This is a genomic window from Rhizobium anhuiense (assembly GCF_003985145.1).
Lineage (GTDB): Bacteria > Pseudomonadota > Alphaproteobacteria > Rhizobiales > Rhizobiaceae > Rhizobium > Rhizobium anhuiense.
Genome location: NZ_ML133545.1, coordinates 30,439 through 53,174 on the forward strand (window position 1 = coordinate 30,439; position 22,736 = coordinate 53,174).

22 protein-coding genes, 1 tRNA gene and 1 pseudogene are annotated in these 22,736 nt (G+C 60.7%); 14 read left to right on the forward strand and 10 right to left on the reverse strand.

The features are described from left to right. Positions 1-15 precede the first annotated feature (15 nt). From EEQ99_RS33095 to EEQ99_RS33105, 3 genes are read right to left on the reverse strand one after another with little or no spacing between them, the layout of a single operon-like run. Positions 16-1,326: an HlyC/CorC family transporter gene (locus EEQ99_RS33095; protein ID WP_028756444.1), complete on the reverse strand. Its 1,311-nt coding sequence runs from the start codon at positions 1,324-1,326 to the stop codon at positions 16-18. Beyond that, positions 1,326-2,456, reverse strand: coding sequence for a 3-dehydroquinate synthase (gene aroB, locus EEQ99_RS33100; RefSeq protein ID WP_127431853.1), 1,131 nt, complete (start codon positions 2,454-2,456; stop codon positions 1,326-1,328). The genes EEQ99_RS33095 and aroB overlap by 1 nt, the downstream gene beginning before the upstream one ends. Next, a complete protein-coding gene (locus EEQ99_RS33105; RefSeq protein ID WP_028756446.1) occupies positions 2,453-3,043 on the reverse strand; it encodes a shikimate kinase in 591 nt (196 codons plus the stop codon). The genes aroB and EEQ99_RS33105 overlap by 4 nt, the downstream gene beginning before the upstream one ends. Before the next feature lie 148 nt (positions 3,044-3,191). On the opposite strand from EEQ99_RS33105, the gene EEQ99_RS33110 reads away from it, so the two are divergent. The 5 genes from EEQ99_RS33110 (at position 3,192) to EEQ99_RS33130 (ending at position 7,018) form a co-directional block, all read left to right on the forward strand. After that, positions 3,192-3,368, forward strand: a complete 177-nt coding sequence (locus EEQ99_RS33110) for a hypothetical protein (RefSeq protein WP_012759201.1) — start codon at positions 3,192-3,194, stop codon at positions 3,366-3,368. A gap of 5 nt (positions 3,369-3,373) precedes the next feature. Beyond that, positions 3,374-4,327, forward strand: a complete 954-nt coding sequence (gene xerD, locus EEQ99_RS33115) for a site-specific tyrosine recombinase XerD (RefSeq protein WP_127431854.1) — start codon at positions 3,374-3,376, stop codon at positions 4,325-4,327. 62 nt (positions 4,328-4,389) lie between these two features. Continuing rightward, entirely contained in the window at positions 4,390-5,343 is a 954-nt protein-coding gene (locus EEQ99_RS33120; protein ID WP_028756449.1) for an acetyl-CoA carboxylase carboxyltransferase subunit alpha, read from the forward strand. A gap of 197 nt (positions 5,344-5,540) precedes the next feature. Further along, positions 5,541-6,788, forward strand: coding sequence for a L,D-transpeptidase family protein (locus tag EEQ99_RS33125; RefSeq protein WP_028756450.1), 1,248 nt, complete (start codon positions 5,541-5,543; stop codon positions 6,786-6,788). A gap of 5 nt (positions 6,789-6,793) precedes the next feature. Further along, positions 6,794-7,018 (forward strand): sulfurtransferase TusA family protein, encoded by a 225-nt coding sequence (locus tag EEQ99_RS33130; RefSeq protein ID WP_028756451.1) that lies wholly within the window; start codon positions 6,794-6,796, stop codon positions 7,016-7,018. A 47-nt stretch (positions 7,019-7,065) separates the two neighbouring features. On the opposite strand, the gene EEQ99_RS33135 is transcribed toward EEQ99_RS33130, so the two are convergent. After that, positions 7,066-8,247, reverse strand: coding sequence for a CobW family GTP-binding protein (locus EEQ99_RS33135; RefSeq protein WP_028756452.1), 1,182 nt, complete (start codon positions 8,245-8,247; stop codon positions 7,066-7,068). An 18-nt stretch (positions 8,248-8,265) separates the two neighbouring features. Next, on the reverse strand, positions 8,266-9,399 hold the full coding sequence (locus EEQ99_RS33140) for a D-alanyl-D-alanine carboxypeptidase family protein (RefSeq protein WP_028756453.1): 1,134 nt from the start codon (positions 9,397-9,399) through the stop codon (positions 8,266-8,268). A gap of 171 nt (positions 9,400-9,570) precedes the next feature. Between EEQ99_RS33140 and EEQ99_RS33145 the strand changes: the two genes are divergently transcribed. From EEQ99_RS33145 to EEQ99_RS33155, 3 genes are all read left to right on the forward strand, one after another. Further along, positions 9,571-10,734: a M20 aminoacylase family protein gene (locus tag EEQ99_RS33145; RefSeq protein WP_028756454.1), complete on the forward strand. Its 1,164-nt coding sequence runs from the start codon at positions 9,571-9,573 to the stop codon at positions 10,732-10,734. 54 nt (positions 10,735-10,788) lie between these two features. Continuing rightward, positions 10,789-10,865, forward strand: a tRNA-Arg gene (locus EEQ99_RS33150). Positions 10,866-11,334: 469 nt separating this feature from the next. After that, entirely contained in the window at positions 11,335-11,859 is a 525-nt protein-coding gene (locus tag EEQ99_RS33155; protein WP_127431855.1) for a hypothetical protein, read from the forward strand. 167 nt (positions 11,860-12,026) lie between these two features. On the opposite strand, the pseudogene istB reads toward EEQ99_RS33155, so the two are convergent. Further along, positions 12,027-12,823, reverse strand: a pseudogene (gene istB / locus EEQ99_RS33160) (IS21-like element helper ATPase IstB). After that, a complete protein-coding gene (gene istA / locus EEQ99_RS33165) occupies positions 12,813-14,339 on the reverse strand; it encodes an IS21 family transposase (protein WP_127431856.1) in 1,527 nt (508 codons plus the stop codon). Before istA ends, istB begins: the two are co-directional and overlap by 11 nt. A 716-nt stretch (positions 14,340-15,055) precedes the next feature. On the opposite strand from istA, the gene EEQ99_RS33170 reads away from it, so the two are divergent. Genes EEQ99_RS33170 through eat form a run of 3 tightly spaced genes read left to right on the forward strand, consistent with a single transcriptional unit; the run spans position 15,056 to position 18,641 of the window. Further along, on the forward strand, positions 15,056-16,504 hold the full coding sequence (locus tag EEQ99_RS33170) for an ethanolamine ammonia-lyase subunit EutB (RefSeq protein WP_127431857.1): 1,449 nt from the start codon (positions 15,056-15,058) through the stop codon (positions 16,502-16,504). Then, on the forward strand, positions 16,501-17,247 hold the full coding sequence (gene eutC, locus EEQ99_RS33175; RefSeq protein WP_028756456.1) for an ethanolamine ammonia-lyase subunit EutC: 747 nt from the start codon (positions 16,501-16,503) through the stop codon (positions 17,245-17,247). Before EEQ99_RS33170 ends, eutC begins: the two co-directional genes overlap by 4 nt. 29 nt (positions 17,248-17,276) lie before the next feature. Next, positions 17,277-18,641 (forward strand): ethanolamine permease, encoded by a 1,365-nt coding sequence (gene eat, locus EEQ99_RS33180; RefSeq protein WP_164736002.1) that lies wholly within the window; start codon positions 17,277-17,279, stop codon positions 18,639-18,641. 177 nt (positions 18,642-18,818) lie between these two features. Here the strand turns inward: eat and EEQ99_RS33185 are convergent, their stop codons facing one another. Further along, a complete protein-coding gene (locus EEQ99_RS33185) occupies positions 18,819-19,337 on the reverse strand; it encodes a DUF2937 family protein (protein ID WP_063476277.1) in 519 nt (172 codons plus the stop codon). Positions 19,338-19,497: 160 nt separating this feature from the next. On the opposite strand from EEQ99_RS33185, the gene EEQ99_RS33190 reads away from it, so the two are divergent. Together EEQ99_RS33190 and EEQ99_RS34830 are read left to right on the forward strand one after the other, a co-directional pair. Continuing rightward, complete coding sequence (locus tag EEQ99_RS33190) at positions 19,498-19,740, forward strand: hypothetical protein (protein WP_018482748.1); 243 nt, start codon at positions 19,498-19,500, stop codon at positions 19,738-19,740. 128 nt (positions 19,741-19,868) lie between these two features. Then, entirely contained in the window at positions 19,869-20,021 is a 153-nt protein-coding gene (locus EEQ99_RS34830) for a hypothetical protein (protein ID WP_164736003.1), read from the forward strand. A 77-nt stretch (positions 20,022-20,098) separates the two neighbouring features. Here the strand turns inward: EEQ99_RS34830 and EEQ99_RS33195 are convergent, their stop codons facing one another. Together EEQ99_RS33195 and EEQ99_RS33200 are read right to left on the reverse strand one after the other, a co-directional pair. After that, positions 20,099-20,401, reverse strand: a complete 303-nt coding sequence (locus tag EEQ99_RS33195; protein ID WP_028756459.1) for a BON domain-containing protein — start codon at positions 20,399-20,401, stop codon at positions 20,099-20,101. Between the two features lie 62 nt (positions 20,402-20,463). Further along, entirely contained in the window at positions 20,464-21,114 is a 651-nt protein-coding gene (locus EEQ99_RS33200; protein WP_047615501.1) for a hypothetical protein, read from the reverse strand. Between the two features lie 381 nt (positions 21,115-21,495). Here EEQ99_RS33200 and dxr point away from each other — a divergent pair, with 381 nt between their 5' ends. Next, positions 21,496-22,686 carry a 1-deoxy-D-xylulose-5-phosphate reductoisomerase gene (gene dxr, locus EEQ99_RS33205; RefSeq protein ID WP_028756461.1) on the forward strand — a complete coding sequence of 397 codons (1,191 nt, stop codon included), beginning with the start codon at positions 21,496-21,498 and terminating at the stop codon, positions 22,684-22,686. Positions 22,687-22,736 lie beyond the last annotated feature (50 nt).

The window sequence follows — 22,736 nt, forward strand, 5'->3', positions numbered from 1 at the left end:
AGCAATTTGAATGGATCAGGCTGGCTTTGCGCCGTCTTCCCCGGCCGGGCGGATACGCAGCTTGGTGATGCGGTTCTTCTCCCGCTTCATGACGATGAAACGCTTGCCATGAAAGGTGAAGGCCTGGCGCTCTTCCGGGATGGTCATCGATTCGTGGATGACGAGGCCGGCGATCGTCGTTGCCTCCTCGTCGGGCAGGTTCCAGTCGAGCGCGCGGTTCAAGTCGCGAATCGGTACGCCGCCGTCGACGACGACGGAACCGTCGGCCTCCTGACGCACGCCCTGTATTTCGATATCGTGCTCATCGGAAATGTCGCCGACGATTTCCTCGAGAATATCCTCCAGCGTGACGATGCCCTGCACCTCGCCATATTCGTCGACGACGACGGCGAAATGCTGCTTGCGGCGCAGGAAAGCGTTGAGCTGATCCTCGAGGTTGGTGCTGTCGGGCACGAACCACGGCTTCTGCGCGATTTTCACGATATCGAGGTTCTGCGGCTCCATGTTCGGCTCGGCAAGCGCCCGCAGCAGATCCTTGGCGTGCACGACACCGATGATGTTGTCGATCGTGCCGCGCCACAACGGCATGCGCGTATAGGGGCTTTCGAGAATGGCGCGCACCACCGCTTCCGGCGGATCGTCGGCATTGATCGCCCGCATCGCCGTGCGGTGGACCATGATGTCGGACAGTTCGAGCTCGCTGAGATCGAGCACGCCACCGAGGCGGTCACGGTCGGCCTTCACCACCGATCCCTCGCGGTGCAACAGGTCGACGGCGCCGCGCAGTTCCTCATGGGCCGTCAGCATCGAGGTCTCTCGTGACAGATTGATACCGAACAGCGAAAGAATCCGGCGAACGATCGCATTGACGAAGGAGGAAGCCGGGCCGACGACGATGACGAAGAGCCTGGCCGGGATAGCGATGGCGAGTGCGAAGCGGTCGGGCGTCGAAATCGCCCAGCTCTTCGGCAGCACTTCGGCGAAGATGACCAGGATAACGGTCATCGCCAGCGTCGCCAGCGCCACGCCGGAACTGCCGAACAGCCCGAGAAAGAGGCTGGTGGCGATCGAGGATGACAGGATGTTGGCGAGATTGTTGCCGATGAGCAGCGCCCCGATCAGCCGGTCGCGCCGCTCGATCAGCTGCCGGACAAGGCCGGCGCGTTCGTCGCCATTGACTTCAAGCGTATGGATACGGCTGCGCGAAACGGCGGTCAGCGCGGTCTCCGAGCCGGAAAAGAAGGCGGACATGAGCACGAGCGCCGTGATCGAAAGGATCTCCGGCCAATATGTCGCGAGAAATGCCAGAGCGCCTTCGACCGACATCAGGGATGCTTTTCCCGGAGAAAGCTGATCACTTCGGACGCCGGAACATCGTCGGCGACGAAGGACTGGCCGATGCCCCGTGTCAGGATGAAGGTGAGCTTGCCGCTTTTGACTTTCTTGTCCTGCGCAATCGCATCCATCAGCGATTCCGCCGGCGGCAGGTCGCCCGGAATATCGGACATGCGGGTCGGCAAGCCGACCTCCTTCAGATGCCGTTCGACGCGCCGGGCGTCGTCCGGGCTTGCAAGGTTCATGCGTGCGGAGAATTCGTGCGCCAGCACCATGCCGATCGAAACACCCTCGCCGTGCACGAGGCGCGAGCTGTCATAGGCGGTCGCCGCTTCGAGCGCATGGCCGAAAGTATGGCCGAGATTGAGCAGCGCCCGTTGACCGTTCTCGCGCTCGTCGGCAACGACGACATCGGCCTTCGCCTGGCAGCTCTTGGCAATCGCCTCGATACGCGCGGGGCCGCCTGTAAAAACCGACGTCCAGTTCGCTTCCAGCCAGGCGAAGAAATCCGGCTTGTCGATCAGCCCGTATTTCGCCACTTCGGCGTAACCTGCGCGGAATTCGCGCTCGCTCAGCGTATCCAGCACATCGGTATCGGCCAGCACCAGATCCGGCTGGTGGAAGACCCCGATCAGATTCTTGCCATGGCGGGAATTGATGCCGGTCTTGCCGCCGACCGAGGAATCGACCTGCGACAGCAGCGAGGTCGGCACCTGGACGAAACGCACGCCGCGCCGGACGATGCCGGCGGCAAATCCCGAGAGATCGCCGATGACGCCTCCGCCGAGCGCGATGACGCAATCATTACGTTCGACGCGAGCCTCCAGCACCTTGTCGCAGGCCGTGATGAGATGTTTGAAGCTCTTGGTCTTCTCGCCCGCTGGCAGGACGACCTCAGCCGACACGATGCCCGCTTGATTCAGGCTTGCGACGAGAGCCTCGAGATAGAGCGGAGCGACATTTTCGTCAGTGACGACAGCCGCCTTGCGGCCCTTGAGGCGAGAGGCGATCTCGGCGCCTGCCCGTGCAATCAGCCCCGGCCCGATCAGGATGTCGTAGGCGCGCTCGCCGAGCGGCACATGCACCGTTCGGATCGTGGAGGCGGAGGGTATCGCATTCATGACGCTGCACTTTCCTTCTGAGCTTCGATCATGGCCTTCAGCACCTCGTCGGCCATGATTTCCTTGCGCACGTCGCGCGAAAGCACGGTGATATCTGCCTGCGCGTAGATCGGATAACGCGCGTTCATCAGGTTTTCGAGCGTCTGCTTGGGATTTTCGGTCTTCAGCAGCGGCCGCGTGTCGCGTTTGTTGACCCGCTCCCACAACACGTCGAGATCCGCCTTCAGCCAGACCGACAGGCCGCCCTTCTTGATATGTTTGCGCGTCCGCTCGTTGATGAAGGCGCCGCCGCCGGTAGAGACGACACGCGGCCCGCTTTTCAGCAGCCGCTTCATCACCCGCGTTTCCAGCGCCCGGAACTCTTCCTCGCCATAGGCGGCGAAAAGTTCGGGGATCGTCATCCGCGACACACGCTCGATCTCGAGGTCGCTGTCGACGAAGGGAATGGCCAGCTGGCTGGCGACGATGCGCCCGACGGCGGATTTGCCAGCGCCCATCAGCCCGACAAGGATCAGATTACGTGAACCGAGCGCGGCGCGAGCTCTGTCTTTCAGGCTGTCAGCAACGGTCAGCAGTGGTTCACTCATCGGTCCATTCACACTTTGTTTGCAAACGGTATCGACAAATGCAGATGGAGCGTCAAGTCGCGGACAAGGGAATCATGGCTTGAATACCGCTTCTTGCACTTGCAGACAGGCTTCCTATAACAGAAGCAGAGCATGAAGGAGTTGCCGGATGCCGACCCTGTTCCGTTTCCTGTTCGTCTGCGCGATCCTCGCCGGGACGGTCTACGGAGCGATGCTGGCGCTTGTGACCTTCGTGGAGCCGCAGCAGCGCGACGTGACGATCCGCATTCCGTCCGAGCGGGTCAATCCGCCCGCCACGGGCGCCATCGACACGACCAGGAAGTGACCGACATGGTGGATTTCGGCCGCGTCCACGTGGAATCCTTCCTGGAGATGATGAGCGCCGAGCGGGGTGCCGCCGCCAATACGCTGCAATCCTATGAGCGCGACCTCGATGACGTCAGCTCCTTCCTGAACGGCCGCAGCGTGCGGCTGACCGAAGCCGCCTCCGCCGATCTCGCCGCCTATCTCTCCTCGCTCGCCCAAAAGGGCTTCAAACCCTCTTCCCAGGCGCGCCGGCTTGCCGCCATGCGGCAATTCTACAAGTTCCTCTATGCCGAGGGCCTGAGGACCGACGACCCCACCGGCATTCTCGACGCGCCGAAGAAAGGCCGTCCGCTGCCGAAGACGATGGGCGTCGAGGAGGTCGGCAGGCTGCTTTCCCAAGCTGAGACCGAGGCGGAAGATCCGGCTCCGGGCCAGCTGCAGCGCCTGCGCATGCTGGCGCTGCTGGAGCTTCTCTATGCCACCGGCATGCGCGTCAGCGAACTCGTTTCGCTTCCTGCCCGCGTGCTCGATCAGGAAGGCCGGTTCCTGATGATCCGCGGCAAGGGCAACAAGGAGCGGCTGGTGCCACTGTCGCAATCGGCAATCACAGCCTTGAAATCCTATGGGCGCCTGCTGGCGACCGAAAACGCCGCGGCAAACGAGCCGCAGGAAAGCGCCTGGCTGTTTCCCGCCGCCTCGAAGGAGGGATACCTGCCGCGCCAGGTTTTCGCCCGCGACCTCAAGAACCTGGCGATCCGCGCCGGCCTGACGCCGTCGCTGATCTCGCCGCATGTCATGCGCCACGCCTTTGCCAGCCACCTGCTGGCCAACGGCGCCGATCTGCGCGTCGTGCAGGAACTGCTCGGCCATTCGGACATTTCGACTACGCAGATCTACACACATGTCCTGGAAGAGAGGCTGCAGCAGCTCGTCCAGACGCATCACCCCCTTGCCAAACAGGCGAAAAAGCACGAATAGGACCGGCGACATGGGGCGGAGCCAGGAAAACGCCCCGGGCACAAGGAACGGAAACGCACCTCATGCACAATTATCTCGACTTCGAAAAGCCGATCTCCGACCTCGAAGGCAAGATCATCGAGCTGAAGAAGCTCGCAACGGAAGACGAGAGCATCGACACCACCGATGAAATCGGCAGGCTGGAGGTTCGCGTCCGTGAGGCGATCGTCGAAATCTACTCCAAGCTCAACGCCTGGCAGAAGACCCAGGTTGCCCGCCATCCGCAGCGCCCGCATTTCGTCGATTATGCCAAGACGCTGTTCCAGGAATTCACACCGCTTGCCGGCGACCGCAAGTTTTCCGAAGATGCCGCGATCCAGGCGGGCCTTGCCCGTTTCCGCGGCCAGCCGGTCGCCGTCATCGGCCAGGAAAAGGGCAACGACACCAAGAGCCGCATCAAGCACAATTTCGGCAGCCCCCGTCCGGAAGGCTACCGCAAGGCGATCCGCATCCTTGAAATGGCCGATCGTTTCGGCCTGCCGGTGATTTCGCTGGTGGATACGGCAGGCGCCTATCCCGGCGTCGGCGCCGAAGAACGCGGCCAGGCCGAGGCGATCGCCCGCTCGACGGAAATGTGCCTCGGCGTCAAGGTTCCGCTCGTTTCCGTCGTCATCGGCGAAGGCGGCTCGGGCGGCGCGATTGCCATCGCCACCGGCAACCGCGTCTATATGCTCGAGCATTCGATCTACAGCGTCATCTCGCCGGAAGGCGCCGCCTCGATCCTCTGGCGCGATTCCACCCGCGCCCGGGAAGCGGCGACCAACATGAAGATCACCGCCGAAGACCTGAAATCGCTCGGCGTCATCGACGGCATCATTTCCGAGCCGCTCGGCGGCGCGCATCGTGATCCCGACAGCGTCATTGCCGCGACCGGCGATGTGATCGCCAATGCTCTGGCCGAAATGGCGTCGCGCTCCGGCGAGCAGTTGCGCAACGATCGTCGCCAGAAATTCCTCGCCATGGGCCGCAATCTCTAACTCAACTTCGGCTCTTCACCGATTGGGGCCAAATCTTGGCCACATTGATGTTATCTCTAACTTTCGCGCTTGCGGGGATGTTCGTGGCAAGTCATAGGCTGGTAGGGATTTATAAAGTATAAGCCGCCTATGATTCCTTCCAATGCCCGGACTCCATAGGCGGGACCGGATCGCACTATCTTTATGGGCTAGTTTGGATGCGCATACGTCATTTTGCCTATATTTCCCTCATGGCGCTGGCTCTGTCCGGCTGCAATGACGCGTTGGAAACCGCGCAGGTCGATCTTTCCAAGGTCAAGAACAAGGTGGAGCAGCCGCTTCCCCCACATATCCTCACCGCCATGGCCGCCAAGGGCATGGACCGCAATTCGCCGATCATGATCCGCATCTTCAAGGAAGAAGGTGCCATGGAGATCTGGAAGGCGAAGACCGACAACCGTTTCGACAAGGTCGCCGATTACAAGATCTGCGCCTGGTCCGGCCGTCTCGGCCCGAAGGTAAAGACCGGCGACCGGCAGGCGCCGGAAGGTTTCTACGAGCTGACGCGCGCCAACCTGAACCCCAATTCGAAATATTATCTGGCGATCAACACCGGCTTCCCGAACCGCTACGACGCGGCGAACGGCCGCAGCGGCTCCGATCTGATGATCCACGGCGCCTGCTCGTCCTCCGGCTGCTATTCGATGACCGACCAGCAGGTGCTGGAGATCTACGCCTTCGCCCGCGACGCCTTCAAGGGCGGCCAGGCAACGGTGCAACTGCAGGCCTTCCCCTTCCGCATGACCGCGGAAAACATGGTCAAGCATCGCCTCGACAGCAATTACGACTTCTGGAAGATGCTGAAGGTCGGCTACGACAATTTCGAAGTCACCAAGCGCCCGCCTGAGGTGAACGTCTGCGAGAAGAAATACGTCTTCAATCAGCAGGCAACCGACGGCAGCGCCTTCAATGCCGCCGGCAAGTGCCCTGCTATGTCGACACCGCCGGCGCTGACGGCGGCCCTTGCCTCCTACGGCAAGACCTATGATGCCGACTATGCCAAGGCGATGAGCAAATATGACGGCATGGCCTGGTACGATCCCACGGAAGCCGAGCGCAAGGCCGTGGTCGCCAAGCTGCGTAAGGGCCGCGAACTCGCTTACGCCCCGACCGGCACCTCGCTGGAAGCCGGCCGCATGGTCAAGGTCGCCGAACTCGAAGACCTGATGGCCAAGCGCACCGCGCAGGGCCTTGCCGCCAAGAGCGCGCCGGGCGCCACGCCGGCAGCGCCTGCCGGGCCGCAGGCAATCTCCGCCCAGCCGCAGGAAACGGCCATCGCTGCCGCCACACCGGCGGTCGTGCCGGTGCCGATGCAGAATCCGCTGGCCTTTACCGCGCCCGAACCGCAAGAAACGGCAGACGCCGCGGCAAAGAAGCCGTTCTGGAAATTCTGGGCGAGGAACTGAACGGCTTGAACCCCGTTCTCTACGATCTTCGCGGCCTGAAATGCCCATTCCCCGTGATCAAGACACGCAAGAAGCTTGCCGCCATGGCAAGCGGTGCACTCATTCGCGTCGACACGACAGATCCGCTGGCTGTGATCGACATGCCGCATTTCTGCAATGAGGAAGGCCACGAGCTGGTCGAGACGGAAAAGACCGAAAGCGGCCATCGCTTCCTGATCCGCAAGCGCTAAAACGCGTCGTTATCGCAACACCGCTGCCGAGTTTTTCGCGACATGCTCTAAATTCGCATGCCGGGGATAGCAAGCGGATTGTCGGACAGCGCCGCGCGGTCGGGCATGTCGATGCGCGGCTTGCCTAGGAAGGCGTCGAAGAGGTCCTTCACGAAGGCTTCCGGCAGATCCCGGGTGATCAGCACCATGCGCGTGCGCCGGTCTTCTCCCGGCCAGGCAGGCAGCCGCACCGGCGGATGGAAGATGCTCTGCACCCCATGCAGCACCAGCGGCCGATCCGGCCGGTCGGAGACCGACACGATCGCCTTCATCCTCAAAAGCTTCTCGCCATGGGCCGAACGCAGGAGATCGATGAACATGTCGAGCGCCATCGGATCGATCGGCTTCTCCTCGATGATCGAGAAAGAGCGGATCGAGGCATCGTGACGATTGACGTCGTGCGGGTCCTGATCCGCATGCCCGTGATGATGATGGTGGTGGTGCCCATGGTGATCGCCATCATGATCCTGATCGCCATCACGATTGTCATCGTGATTGTGATGATGATGCGCCTCATGCGCATCCTCGTCCTGCAGCCAGCGGCCGACATCGGCGATCTTCGTCGCCGGATCGTAAAGCCCGTTCACCAGCACTGCGGCACTGCCCGCCTCGGCACTGTCGGCATCCATAATCGCCGCCCGAGGATTGAGCGCCCGCAGGCGCTTTTCCAGCCCGTCGGTTGCCTCGGCCATCGCCTTTTTCGAGACGATCAGCCGGTCGGCGACCGCTGCCTGCTTGCGCGCTTCCTCATGATTGTCGAGCGTCTGCAGGCCATTCACGGCATCCACGACGGTCACGACGCCATCGAGTTCGAAATTTGTAGCGATGACCGGATTTCCCATGATCGCCTGCATGACGGGTGCGGGATCGGCAAGGCCCGTCGTCTCGATGACGACGCGTTTCACCGGCTTGACGCGGCCCGTCTGCACGGCATCCATCAGGTTCGCCAGCGTATCCACCAGCTCGCCGCGCACGGTGCAGCACAGGCAGCCATCGGACAGTTCGATGATCGAATCGCCGGAGCTTTCGACCAGGAGATGGTCGATACCGACATCGCCGAATTCGTTGATGATGACGGCCGCATCCTTCATCACCGGGTCTTTGAGGATACGGTTGAGCAGCGTCGATTTGCCGGCGCCGAGAAAGCCGGTCAGGATGGTGACCGGAATCCTGTCGTTGAGCGCGCTCATGTCATTTTACCTTGAAGCTTAAAAGGATGTCGGGCGCGGCATCGGCACCGGCACGTTGGCGATCGCGCTTGCGGTATCGCCCCGCGCCATCTTTTCCGGCTGCGCGGCCGGCTGAGGGTCCTGGCCCGGAATGAGGCCGGCGAAGACGAATCGCGGATCGTGGTCCATTTCCAGGATATAGGGCGACTGCACCCTCATCCGGCCGACCTCGTCGCGCGTTTCGCTGCGCACCTTGGCGCCCTTGGCGCTGCAGATATCGGCGGTGATGTCGGTAACCTGATCCTGTCCCGGGCCGTAGGGCCGCAGCGAACCCAGCGTGTCATTGCCGGGAAACTGCGCGGTGAACCCCTTCTGCAAAAGGTTCGCCGTCGCATCGGCGCGCGCCGCAAGACTGTCGGTGCCGAGCACGACGGAGACGAGAGTGCGGCCGTTACGCGTCGCCGAACCGATCTGGTTGAAGCCCGAGGCGCAAATGAAGCCGGTCTTCATGCCATCGGCGCCGGCGAAGCGGCCGATCAGCATGTTGAGGCTCGGTACATTCTGCTGGCCGGTGGTGAAGCCCTCCAGCGAGAAATAACCGGCATATTGCGGAAAATCGCGGCGCAACGCCACGGTCAGCACCGCGAGGTCGCGCGCCGTCGTATATTGGCCCTTGCCGGGCAGGCCGTTCGGATTGACGAAATGCGAATCCGTCATGCCGAGCTTCAGCGCCTCGCCGTTCATCCGCGTCACGAAGCCTTCCTGCGTACCGCCGATGGCTTCCGCGACCGCGACGGCGATGTCGTTGGCCGATTTCACCATCAGGATCTTCAGCGCGCTGTCGAGCGTCAGCTTCTGGCCCGGCTTGAAATACATCTTGGCAGCCGGCTGCGCGGCGGCGCGCTTGCTCATGACGATAGGCGTATCGAGGCTGATCTGACCGGCGCGGATCGCGTCGAACACGGTATAGACGGTCATCAGTTTGGTCAGCGAGGCTGGATACCACTTGCGGAAGGCTTCTTCATGCTCGAGCACGCGGCCGGTCTGCACGTCGACGAGAATATGCGGATTGGCCTGGGCAAGCGGAACGAAGGCAAGAAAGCTAGTTGTCGCAGCGACGATGAAGCTCAACGGTCGCAGCGCTGCAAACAAACGGAAGTGGCTCGTCGACACAGTTCGTCCTTCGGATATCAGGAAAATCTCGAAACCTTCCCCTATTTAGCCTATATGGCTATGACATGGCAAAGGTCATTGACTAAGTAATTTCCAAAAGCCTCACACCCCAGCTTCACACCGTTGTGATGCGGTGAAAGATTGTCGGGATTTCATAACAGGAACGCGAATATGCCGATTTTGAACAGAGCCGCGGAGTTGCAGGACGAAGTCGCCGAATGGCGCCGCCACATCCACGCCCGGCCCGAACTCCTCTTCGCGGTGGAAAACACGGCTGCCTTCGTCGCCGAAAAACTCAAGGAATTCGGCGTCGACGAGATCGTCACCGGCATCGGCCGCACCGGCGTCGTCGGCCTGATCAAGGGCAAGGGTGAAGGCCGCCGCACGGTCGGCCTGCGCGCCGACATGGACGCCTTGCCGCTGACCGAGATCACCGGAAAACCCTGGGCCTCGAAGACGCCGGGCAAGATGCATGCCTGCGGCCATGACGGCCACACCGCCATGCTGCTCGGCGCTGCGAAATACCTGGCCGAGACCCGCAACTTCAACGGCAATGTCGCCGTCATCTTCCAGCCCGCCGAAGAAGGCGGCGGCGGCGGCAATCTGATGGTCAAGGACGGCATGATGGAGCGCTTCGCGATTGAAGAGGTCTATGGCATGCACAATCTGCCGGGCCTGCCCGTCGGCCAGTTCGCCATCCGCAAGGGCGCGATCATGGCGGCGACCGACGAATTCACCGTCACCATCAAGGGCCGCGGCGGCCACGCCGCCCAGCCGCACCGGACGATCGACCCGATCGCCATCGGTGCCCAGATCGTCGCCAACCTGCAGATGATCGCCTCACGCAGCGCCGATCCGCTGCGCTCTGTGGTCGTCTCGGTGACCAAGTTCAACGCCGGTTTTGCCCATAACGTCATTCCGAACGATGCCACCTTCGCCGGGACGGTCCGCACCCTCGACCCCGAGGTGCGCACACTCGCCGAGACACGGTTCCGGCAGATCGTCGAGGGCCTGGTCGCAGCCCACGGCGCCGAGGCCGACATCAGCTTCCACCGCAATTATCCGGTTACTGTCAACCACCCCGACGAGACAGAGCATGCGGTCGCCACCGCCAGTGCCATCGCTGGTGAAGGCAATGTCAACGCCGAGATCGATCCGATGATGGGCGGCGAGGATTTCTCCTACATGCTGAACGCCCGCCCCGGCGCCTTCATCTTCATCGGCAATGGCGACAGCGCCGGCCTCCACAACCCGGCCTACGACTTCAACGACGAAGCCATCGCCCACGGCATCTCCTATTGGGTCCGCCTCGCCGAACAACGCCTCGGCGCTTAGCAACAATTAAGGCTTGGCTTCCCGCCAAGCCTTTTGTATGCATGGCGTGCAAGTGGTCCCGTAGCTCAGCAGGATAGAGCACCAGATTCCTAATCTGGGGGTCGCGCGTTCGAATCGCGCCGGGATCACCAGTCAAACAGATGCTTATCTCCCTTGAAAGAACGCACGTTCCTGTGGAATCGCTCGAAAGGTCTGTCCCCACAAGCGCTGTTTTGTCCCTGACGCTTCAATAGATTTGTCCCTGAGATCAAAACCTGTTTTTCTCGTTCCAGGTCTTTGATTAATTTCTCGGTGGTGGGAAGCCATATGGCTCAGCCGACGGCCGCCTCCTTGAATTGCATCACCGCTGCGGCTTCGATGTTGATGCGCCTACTCGTGCAGTAGGGAGCTTGGTTTGAAGGCTGATCCTTGCTGGACTCCCGCCTTGACCCGATCTGCTCTCCCAGGACAGGGATTTCGACGGACGCTCGTCGATGATTGGAACCGCACTGAGCGCGGCATCGAGGCTCATTTTGGATAGGCGTATGGCAGCGCCGGTTAATCCACCGGCGCGATTTGGGTGCGATGGAAACTCGATCACGCTTATGCTACCGAGCCGTCATGGATAAAGAGGATTTCGATATGCTCTTTAATGAGCGCGTGGCTGGCCGCTTAGCTCGGCTTGGCTTCGTGTCGAAGGGCAAGACGCTGTACTTCCAAGAGAAGCACTTTACAATTGCGCTCGTCCGGCTGGGTGGCCGGATGAGCAGTCCCGGGTCAATCTCGCATATTCTCTGTTTTCGGCACTCGTTTCTGCGGGACAGGACCGAACGGATTCCGAGCAAGTTCCCCACAGAAGTGTTCGATTATCCCTATAAGTTCAAGCCGCTCGAAGATGCCGATAAGGAATTGGTCTATCGGCCTCAGAATCTGAATTATGATTACGAGCGCTTTCATTGGGAGAGCGCTGATGAACGATCAGTCTGTCAAGAGCTTGATCGAATAGCGGCTCATATCGAGAACCGATTTCTTCCGTGGGCTAAGACCCTGACGCCCGCGACGGCGAGGTTAGAAATCACGCAGTTTGGTGAGAAGGCGTGGTGCGAGCAAATGTGGATCGCAGACTACGCTGCTGCGGCTGAATGACCGCTATCCGTCAAACTACGACATAGCGTTTTCGCGAAAATCCTAATATTCGCGACAGAAAGATGATCGGTAGGAACGCTTCGGGATGACGTCAGACTGAAGTCCTATAACCTGTTGATTTGCACTGAGAAGTGACCCGGCATTTGCGCCGAGAATTGACCCGTCTCTTAGGTATGTTTCGGGTCGGTGGTTGCCGTCAAGTTTTTGCTTTTCTCCTTTGTAGTTTTGGGCCCATGAGCTGAGCTGTTCTTGAATCGGAAGCTGTCGTTTCCGGTTTCGAGGATGTGGCAGTGATGCGTCAGGCGATCGAGCAGCGCGGTGGTCATCTTGGCGTCGCCGAAGACGCTGGCCCATTCGCTGAAGCTCAGGTTGGTGGTGATGATGACGCTGGTTCTCTCGTAGAGCTTACTCAACAAGTGGAAGAGCAGTGCGCCGCCTGATGCGCTGAATGGCAGGTAGCCAAGCTCGTCCAGGATAACGAGGTCGGAGTGTATGAGGCGATTGGCGATTTGACCGGACCGTCCTTGGGCCTTCTCCTGCTCGAGAGCGTTGACCAGTTCGACGGTCGAGAAGAACCGAACCCGCTTATGATGATGCTCGATGGCTTGAACGCCGATCGCCGTGGCGACATGCGTTTTACCTCTGCCGGGTCCGCCAACCAGAACGATGTTGTTAGCCTCGCCGAGGAAGTCGCAGCGATGAAGCTGGCGCACGAGCTCTTCGTTGATCTCGCTGCTGTCAGATCACGGTAGGCGGGAAAGCGTGCCGTCTTGAGCTGATAGGCTCTCGATCTGACCTCCCTTTCTGCCGTCTCCGCTTTGAGGAGCTGCGACAGGACCGGAATCGCGGCCTCGAAAGCCGGCGCTCCCTGTTCGGTCAGTTCCCCGACAGCCTGGGCCATACCGTGCATCTTCAATTGCCGCAGCATGATCACGATCGCGCCGCTTGCTGGGTTATGACGCATGGCGAATCTCCGTCTTTCTCAGGGTGTCGTAGCGTTCGACATTGGCCTTTGGTTCATTGGTGAGTGTCAGTGCTTGCGGCGCATCTATGGTCGGCGGCGTGAAGGATTTGCCGTTAACGAGGCGATGCAACAAGTTCAGCACATGCGTCTTGGTCGGAACGCCGGACTTCAGCGCCATGTCGACGGCCGAGAGGACGGCTTGTTCATCGTGCTGCAGGACGAGCGCCAGGATATCGACCATCTCACGGTCTCCGCCGGGCTTCTTTAGCAGGTGCTGCTGCAAGGTTTTGAAGGCCTCGGGAAGCTCGGTGAATGGAGCACCGTTGCGCAGAGCGCCGGGTTTGCGTTGCACGACCGCGAGATAATGTCGCCAGTCATAAACCGTCTGTCCCGGCCGATCATGGGAGCGGTCGATAATACGCTGGTGTTCGCAGATGATCAGGCCTTCGGCGACGACGACGACACGATCCGGATAGACCCGCAGGCTCACCGGTCGATTGGCGAAGGACGCCGGAACGCTGTAGCGGTTGCGCTCCAGATGCACGAGGCAGGTCGGCGAGACACGTTTGGTGTATTCGACAAATCCATCAAATGGACGGGAGACCGGCATGAGAGTCCGTGCTTCCTCCGCCCAGATATCGGCGATGGTGCCGCGCATTTGGCCGTGTGGCGTCTTCGCCCAGAACTCTTTGCAACGTTGCTCCAGCCACTCGTTGAGGGCCTCCAGCGATGGAAAGCGCGGCATGGGTTGCCAAAGGCGATGACGAGCGTCCTGGACGTTCTTCTCGACCTGCCCCTTTTCCCAGCCTGACGCCGGATTGCAGAACTCCGGTTCGAACAGATAGTGGCTGGCCATCGCCAGGAAGCGGCCGTTGACGTCGCGCTCCTTGGCGCGGCCGACCTTGTCAATCGCCGTCTTCATGTTGTCGTAGATGCCGCGCCGGGGGACGCCACCGAAGACGCGAAATGCGTGATTGTGGGCGTCGAACAGCATCTCGTGCGTCTGCAGGAGATAGGCCCGGACGATAAAGGCCCTGGAGTAGCTCAGCTTCGTATGGGCCACCTGCAGCTTGGTGCGCTCATTGCCGATGATGGCCCAATCTTCCGACCAATCGAACTGGAACGCTTCACCGGGTTCGAATGCCAAAGGCACGAATGTTCCGCGTCCCGACCTCTGAAGTTCTCTCTGCCGGTCGGCTCTCCAATCCCGAGCAAAAGCGGCGACACGGCAATAGGAACCCTCGTAGCCCAAGCTCAGCAGGTCGGCATGGAGCTGCTTGAGAGTCCGCTTCTGTTTGCGGGATTTGTTCGCTTCCGTCTTCAGCCAGGCCGATAGTCTATCGGCAAAGGGGTCAAGCTTGCTCGGGCGGGCCGGGACCTTGAACTTTGGCTCCACGCCATCAAGACCGAGATATTTGCGGATGGTATTCCGGGACAGGCCGATCCTGCGGCAAATCTCCCGGATCGATAAATGCTCTCTAAGATGCCAGCGTCGGATCACGCTCAATAACGCCATGTCGATCACTCCATAGCTCCCGCTGAAAACACGCGGAGCAAGGTTCAAAACATCGGTCAATTCTCGATGAAAATATCTCGCAATGCCGGATCACTTCTCAGTGCAAATCAACAGCAATACAATCAATGGCCGCCTATCTCCTCTGGGACAAACCTACCGAACCGCTCCATCCTGCGGACATGCAAGAACGCAATAATGATGTCATGAGAAACCGGCCTTTGATCGGTAATAGCCAGGCCAAGTGTCGCGTTGAGGCCGCACGACCGAACTCTTCGGATGCAGAAATTGGCGATCGATTGGATTCGTTCAATTGGCTAGTTTTTCGACATCGGCGTCGATCTACGGTCAGTCAGCTCAAAATGGACGATCGCGTCTCAGCACAGACTGCCCCATCGAAAAAACACTCCGGCTAGAACCGCTGGATCAGGACGATCAACGAATATATTTGCAATCAGTGTTGAGCCGGTCGCAAATCTGCGCACATCGGAGCATGCTATCGCAAAGTGGATACAACCACGCTAGCGAATTAGCCGTCCTAAACTGAAAACAGTCTCTGCAATAACCGCGCGCAGCGTCGGCCCTGATGGTCAGCCATGCGAAGTCCTTGGCACGGCTGCCTCGGCATCCCAGCCCGTAAAGAATGGCACGCTTCTTGCGTTGTTTGGCGTAGTGCCGAGCATACTCGGCGGAAGCCCGCGAATGCCCACAATCGGAAGGTGGACGAGTTCCCGGACATCGAGAATAGGCTGATCGACGGCCAGGAGCAGATGACAACATATTCGATCGTTCTAGGACGCGAACGCCATGTCTTTCAGGATCTGAAATCGGTATTGGCTTGCGCTTCGCCATTGAAATCAGGTGACGTGCTGGCCGGGATCGCCGCGTCAAGCAACGAGCGGCGGGTGGCCGCCCGCTATCTGCTTGCGGATATGCCTCTCAAAACCTTCCTGGAGGATCTCGTCATCCCATACGAGATCGACGAGGTCAGCCGACTGATCGTCGACCGCCATGATTGGACGGCATTCGCGCCGATATCTCATATGACGGTCGGCGAGTTTCGCGATTGGCTTCTCTCCTATGACGCGACCGCCGAAAGACTGCTTGCCATTGCACCGGGCCTCACCCCCGAGATGGTCGCGGCGGTCTCCAAGATCATGCGCAACCATGATCTGATCACCGTCGCCGGCAAATGCAGGGTGGTCACGGCCTTTCGTTCCACGATCGGTCTGCCCGGCCGGCTGTCGAGCCGTCTTCAGCCCAATCATCCCACCGATGATCCTGAAGGTGTCGCCGGCTCGACGCTCGACGGACTTCTTTATGGGATCGGCGATGCGGTGATCGGCATCAACCCGGCTACCGACAATCTCGAGGCATGCACAAGATTGATGGTTCTTTTCGACCGGCTGCGCGAACAGTTCGATATCCCGACCCAATCCTGCGTGTTGACCCATGTCACCACGTCAATCAAGGCGATCGAGGCTGGAGCGCCGCTCGATCTGGTGTTCCAGTCAATCGCCGGCTCGGAAGCCGCCAATAAGGGTTTCGGCATCGACCTCGCCCTCCTGAGGGAAGGCCAGCAGGCGGCACTTTCCATGAAGCGCGGCACGGTCGGCAACAATGTCATGTATCTGGAGACCGGCCAGGGCAGCGCCCTCTCGGCCGACGCCCATCATGGCGTGGACGAACAGACGGTGGAGGCGCGGGCCTATGCCGTTGCACGTGAGCTCGATCCGTTGCTCGTCAATACCGTGGTCGGCTTCATTGGCCCCGAATATCTTTTCGACGCCAAGCAAATTATCCGCGCCGGGCTCGAAGACCATTTCTGCGGCAAACTGCTTGGCGTGCCGATGGGGGTCGACGTTTGCTACACGAACCATGCGGAAGCCGACCAGGACGATATGGACAATCTGATGGTGCTGCTGACTGTCGCGGGTGTCAGCTTTCTGATCGCGGTGCCCGGCGCCGACGACGTCATGCTCAATTATCAGAGCCTTTCCTACCACGATATTGTCGGCCTCAGGCACCAGTTCAATCGTCCGCCGGCTCCGGAGTTCGAAGCCTGGCTTCATCGCATGGGCATGCTTGATCACACGGGTCGTCTTGCGCCTGCCAGCGCCTCGGGCGCCTTCTTCCGCAATCTCTTGAGCTACAGGGCATCCGCATGACTCCCTTCGAACGCGATCCGTTTGCGCGGTTCCGCAACGCCACACGCGCCCGCATTGGGCTTGGAAGAGCAGGCGACGCCTTGCCGACATCGGCAATTCTCGACTTCCAGCTTGCCCATGCCCGGGCGCGGGATGCCGTGCATGGGCAAGTGGATTTTGTCGCCCTTGCCAAGCAGCTTGCTCCCGTGCCGACGATCCGGATTCGGTCTCGCGCCAAAGACCGGACGATCTATCTGGCGCGCCCGGATCTCGGCCGTCAGACCAACGCAGCCGATCTCCCGAGCCCAGGCGATCGTTATGATATCGCCTTCATCATTGCCGACGGACTTTCGGCCTCGGCGGTCGAGCACCACGCGGTGCCGCTGTTTAACGCATGCATGAAGCGTCTCGGGGCCTTCAGCGTCGCCCCGGTGATATTGGGCGAGCAGGCGCGGGTGGCATTTGGCGATGAAGCGGCGGCGGCGTTTGGTGCGGAAGTTGCCATCGTGCTGATCGGCGAGAGGCCGGGACTAAGCGTGCCTGACAGCCTCGGCGCCTACATCACCTTCCGACCGCAATCGGGACGGCGCGACAGCGAGCGCAACTGTATTTCCAATATTCATGCCGACGGGCTCAGCTACGAGGTCGCGGCCGACAAGATCGTCTGGATCGTCCGGGAGGCGCTGCGACTGCAGCTGACCGGTGTCGATCTCAAGGAAAATGCCGAAGGCGCCATAGAAGCGCTGCCACACCAAGAAGCATAAAGTTCAATCTACAAAACAGGGGAACAATCATGTCAAATTCTCAACCGACGCTCGCCAAGAGCCTGACCGGGCTGCACTTATGGGGACTTGCAGTCGGCCTCGTCATCTCCGGCGAATATTTCGGCTGGAGCTATGGCTGGGCGGCGGCCGGCACACTCGGCTTCTTGATCACCACGATTCTGATCGCCGTCATGTACACCACCTTCATTTTCTCCTTCACGGAGTTGACAACGGCTATTCCGCATGCGGGTGGGCCGTTTGCCTATGCGCTCAGGGCCTTCGGCCCGCTCGGCGGCTTCGTTGCGGGCTTTGCAACACTGGTGGAATTCGTCTTCGCGCCTCCGGCCATCGCGCTTGCGATCGGCGCCTATCTCAATGTGCAGTTTCCGGGGCTCGATCCGAAACTGGCGGCCGTCGGCGCCTATCTCATCTTCATGGCGCTCAATATCGTCGGCGTCACCATCGCCGCGACATTCGAGCTCTTCATTACCATCCTAGCCATTATTGAACTCCTGGTCTTTATGGGTGTCGTTCTGCCCGGCTTCTCCGTCGCCAACTTCGCGGCCAATGGCTGGGCTGGCGCCCCTGAATTATCGGTTGGCGCCATTGGAGGCATCTTTGCCGCGATTCCGTTCGCCATCTGGTTCTTCCTGGCGATCGAAGGTGCGGCAATGGCTGCAGAGGAAACCAAAAATCCCACCCGCACCGTGCCGATCGCCTATATCGCAGGGATTCTCACTCTCGTATTCCTGGCTTTCGGCACGATGATCTTCGCGGGAGGTGTTGGCGACTGGCGTACGCTGTCCAACATCAACGATCCGTTGCCGCAGGCGATGAAGGCTGTCGTCGGAGAATCCTCCGGCTGGCTGCACATGCTCGTCTGGATCGGCCTGTTCGGCCTGATCGCATCGTTCCATGGCATCATCATGGGGTATTCCAGGCAGATCTTTGCGCTGGGTCGCGCAGGCTACCTGCCGGAAGTTCTCGCGAAGATTCACCCGAAATTCCGCACGCCCTACCTTGCTATCCTCGCAGGCGGCGTTGTCGGCATTGCCGCGATCTTCTCCGACAACCTGATCCAGATCGGCGGCTTGCCGCTGACTGCCAATATCGTCACGATGTCGGTGTTCGGCGCGATCATCATGTACATCGTCTCCATGGCATCGCTGTTCAAACTTCGTCGGACCGAGCCCGAGCTTGCCCGGCCGTTCAAGGCCTGGGGCTATCCGGTTATCCCGGCCATTGCCCTTGGGCTTGCGCTGGTCGCGCTGGCGGCGATGATCTACTACAACTTCCTGATCTTCTTGATCTTCCTGGCGATGGGCGCGGTAGCGTTCGGTATCTGGCGCTTGCTGTCCGGCGGCGTCGCCAAGGAAGCGGCCGCTTCCGCGTAACAAGGCTCTCCGGCCCGATCATCAAGCAGGCAACGGGACGAGCCTGTTTCGATCGATATCAACGATCCCCCACCGACATTTGGCGGGGGAATTCGAGCACAAAGCCCAGCCCGCTCGCAAAATTCTTAATTTCCTCCTCGAGATAAGCTCGCGCCAAGCCGCTTTCGCCGTCGTTGGTTACCGCACCTCACGATGGACCCGCCGCGTCCTCACCGCCTGCCGCGCGCCTAATCCCAGCAGCGCCGCCACGATCCAGCCACCGATAAAACCGATCGCGCCCCAGACAAGCCCGGCAAAACTGACCGGCACGCCGGGCACGAAATCACGCCAGGTATTGGCGAAGACGACGTCATCGGCATTGCCCAGCAGCACGAAGGGCTTGGCGACGGGTGCGGCGGTACCGAGGTGGAGCTGCTGCGACAGCAGCGTTTCGTAGCGCGTGATCGTGCTGCGCATCGAGACGCCGCGGTCGCGCAGGAAATCATCGGACGATTGCGCATAGGCGTTCAGCGCTTGCTGGCGATCGAGATGGTGTTCGGCCGCCTGGGCATTGAAATCCTCGACGATGACGCGCAATTCGTCGATCGCCCCGCCGATCCGCTGGCGGTATTGCTGCGCAAATTCCGGCGCCTGCGAAAACACCGTGCCGCCGGCAAGCCCGGCGACAATAGCGATGATTCTTGCAATCGGACCCATGATTGATGCCTCCGGCTGTCCCCTGCGCTAACGATCCGCGGCCGTAAAGGTTTCTGCCTTCGACACAATCGGTAACGCTATGTGATTGAACCGACGGCGCTTCCGGCGAGTTGATGCCCTGACCAACCCAGAATGACCAACTCAGAAAGAGAGACTTGTCATGAAACAGATTATCCTTGCCTGCACGCTCACTGCTGCATCCATCTTTTCCGCAATGCCGTCCCAGGCGGCAAGTGTAACCATCACCACGGACGACGCGCGTCCCACCTACCGTCATGCGGAACGGCCCTATTACCGCCATCACATGAGGCCGCGCCACGTCTCCCAGGATTGCTTCACCAAGACGGAAAAAATCCGCCGTCACGGCCATACGGTCGTCAAGGAAACCCGAATCTGCCGATAAGGCAAATCCCTACGGGAAAGCCCGGCTGATCTTCGCAGCCGGGCTTTTCATCTGATCTCGCCTCGATCTCGCAGATGAGGAACTTTCGCAATATCAGCCGCGTTTATTGCGAAACGGGAGTGTTCATCATGCGTATCAAGATGATTCTTTTGGCCATCGCCTATGTCGCCGTCAGCGCCGTGCTGCTGGCCATCGCCTACCAGCCGCAGGGGTCGGGCGCCATGCAGAAGACGGATCGTCTGGCCGGCTCGTCCTTCCTCGTCGAACGCTTCGCCGGTTGACCAGCTGAGCGCGGCCCTACCGGTGACGACGTGATAGTCCTCGTCCGGGATGTTTGGCCCCGGAGCGAGCTTTCGGTTTAATGCGTGCCGTCAAGTGACAATCCACCAAGCGGGCCGCCAAGCAGGATTCGGTTCTGCACCGAATGCACGCCCTCGACCGCCTTGGCGACCACGGTTGCCCGTTCGATCTCGCCGACCGTGCCGACAGTGCCGGTGAGCACGATGTGGTCGTTTTCCATCGTCACCTCGACATCAGACGCATCAATCCCGCCGGCAATCGCCAGCGCATTGGCGACATCCGCCTCAACAGATGCACGATTGGCGATTTCCGCTTCCATCTCGGGCTCGAGCCCGTGAAATGTCTGCTCCTTGAAAACCATGATCCATTCCTCCGTGAAACCTGCTTAGCAAACGCCGTTCGACGGAGTTGGTTTCAGCGCCGCTACCACTGCACGCGATAGCGGAGATTGATGCTGCCGGTCTCACCTCCCGAAAACGGATTGTTCACCGAGGCATCGAGATTGAGGTTCGGCAGGATGGCCTGGTTGACCGCCACCGTGCTCGAGAAGTCGCCGCTGGCATTGCTGACGCCTGTGCCCGCCGAAAGCGACGTTCCCGTCCAGGGATGGATCAGTTTCAGCGCCTGCGATGCCGTCACCGAGGCCTGCCTGATATCGACCGCATCAAATTGAACGCTGATGGACCGGCTCGATTGCATATCGAGCGAATCGGACAGGATCCAGCTGCGCGAGCGGCTCAGCGTCAGCGCGCCGCTGCCGCGCAGCGTATCGACGCTGACCTTCGCGCCCTGCTGCGATTGGCCCGCTGGCGTGACGGCCGTCTTTACGATCCTGCCCCAGAGCATTGCCTGTTCGGAATCGGGCAGCGGCGCGCCGCCTTTGGTCGAGGCAAGGGCTATGTCGGCGCCGGCGCTCGTTTCCCATTCCGCCGGCAGGCGAAAACCCAAGGTCGCCTTGTAGGACCGGTCCGAAAGCTTGGCCGGCGACCAGATCACCAGATCATCAGCTCTCGCTGCAACGGTGAGCGAGAGCAGGATGGCGAAAAGAATGCATGCTATTTTGAATGTCGTCATGAAGTTAAGAACGTTTTGACCTGACACGGGGCCGCCGTGCCGAAACCGACGCAACAGCGGACATGAAGCGCTCGCAGCCGAACGCGATGGGGGATCACGGCAAGCCGTCCATCCCGGTTTCATCCTCGATTTAATGTTGGCCGAAAAGGCCGGCGGCACGCGTGCCAGTTCTTCGATGGACGCCGCAGCGCCCCGAATTGCCATGCGACCGTGACCGGCCGCAGCGGAATCGCGATTCCGCCAGCAATGTTAGAAGGATCACATCTACCTGCGGCTCTGTAAACCCCTTATGGGCTGAAATCTGCTGCACCGCACACTTGCCGCCCCTTCCAAACCCTAGTAGAGCCTGAGCCTACGAGAGAAATTTTCGCGAAATTTCACATGATGACCGGCAAAAGCGCGCCGCGGCGCCTCAGCATCTTCGGTTCGACGGGTTCGATCGGCCAGAATACACTCAATGTCGTCGAGCACCTGGGCGGACGGGAGAATTTCGAAATCTCCGTGCTGACCGGCAACGGCAATATAGAATTGCTGGCCCGACAGGCGAAATCATCCGGCGCGCGGCTGGCGGTAACGGCAAACGACCGGCACTACGAATCACTGAAAAGCGAACTTTCCGGCAGCGGCATCGCCGTCGCCTCGGGAAAATCCGGCCTGATGGAAGCGGCTGAGCGCGAAGCCGACTGGGTGATGGCGGCAATCGTCGGCACCGCAGGCCTGGCGCCGACGCTTGCAGCTGCGCGCCGCGGCGCCGATATCGCCCTTGCCAACAAGGAATGCCTGGTATCGGCGGGCGATCTCTTTATCGCAGCCGTTCGCCAGGGCGGCGGCAGGCTGCTTCCTGTCGACAGCGAGCACAATGCCATCTTCCAGGTGTTGGAGGAAACCCAGCGCCACGCGGTCGAGCGCGTCATCCTGACGGCGTCGGGTGGTCCCTTCCGCACCGCCTCGCTGCGGCAGATGGCCGATGTGACGGTGGAAAGCGCGCGCGCCCACCCGAACTGGTCGATGGGGTTGAAGATCTCGATCGACAGCGCCTCGATGTTCAACAAGGCGCTGGAGATGATCGAAGCTCGACACCTTTTCGGTCTCAGGCCCGAACAGATCGAAGTCATCCTCCATCCGCAATCGATCATCCATTCCATGGTCGGCTATACGGATGGGTCGGTGCTGGCGCAACTCGGCGCACCGGATATGCGCACCGCCATCGGTTATGCCCTGTCCTTTCCGCGCCGGCCGAACCTGCCGATCGAGCGGCTGGATTTCGCCAAGCTCGCCAGGCTGGATTTCGAGGCGCCGGATGAGGTGCGGTTTCCCGCGTTGCGGCTGGCGCGCCTGGCGATGACGCGCGGCGGCGTTCAGGGTGCGGTGCTGAACGGCGCCAAGGAAGTGGCGCTTGAAGCCTTCATCGAGGGGCGGCTGCCCTTCCTTGCCATGGCCGAGATCACCGAGAGGGTCATGGACGATCTCGCCGGCCTGCCGCCGGCTGCCGGCATGGACGATGTCTTCGCCGCCGACAGGCAGGCCCGGCAGAGAGCGGCGGAGCTCATGACACCGGCGATCGCCGTGTGAAATGCCCACGGGCCGTTCGCCGAGAGGCCGCCCGCTTATCCCTGGCGGCC